Raw genomic sequence first — 464 nt, forward strand, 5'->3', positions numbered from 1 at the left:
TCCGCGAATGTAGGAATCAATAAGCGAATCCGCTGCGGCAATTGCGTAGGTGACGTGACCTTCAACGAACATGCCTAAGCTGTCATCATCGGTAAGCTGCTTTAGCTTTTCCTCGCTGAGAGCATTCTTGAGGTCAGATGTCACACAGTAAGCCAAGATAACCCCTTATATAACTAATGTGTCTACAAAAAAAGGCGGGCCAGCATTTAACCGCCCGCCCTAATTTCGAATCCTAATCCTGATTAGGTTAAGACAGTATCGTTCCACAGGTAACCTGCGGTAGCCGCTACGATTTTTACTCCGATATCTTCACCGGATTCGTATTCCCAAGATTTCAACTCAGGGCGACGCCAGAAAGCAGATTCACGGAATTCTCCACTTGGCATTTTATTTCTAGGCTGGTAACCTACGGCCAAAGTGCGCAAACCAGGTGCGGTAGGGTAGTGATAAAGGAATGCGGATCC

At 47.4% G+C, this 464-nt stretch carries 2 protein-coding genes; both read right to left on the bottom strand.

The window, feature by feature from the left end:
- Positions 1–144, bottom strand: a 144-nt coding sequence (locus AC3DE3_RS17300; protein WP_488370855.1) for a phage protein Gp36 family protein, incomplete at its 3' end; no start/stop codon positions are given.
- 98 nt (positions 145–242) lie between these two features.
- Positions 243–464, bottom strand: a 222-nt coding sequence (locus tag AC3DE3_RS17305) for a hypothetical protein (protein WP_488370854.1), incomplete at its 5' end; no start/stop codon positions are given.

The organism is Dietzia sp. IBK-p2-16D (assembly GCF_057773085.1).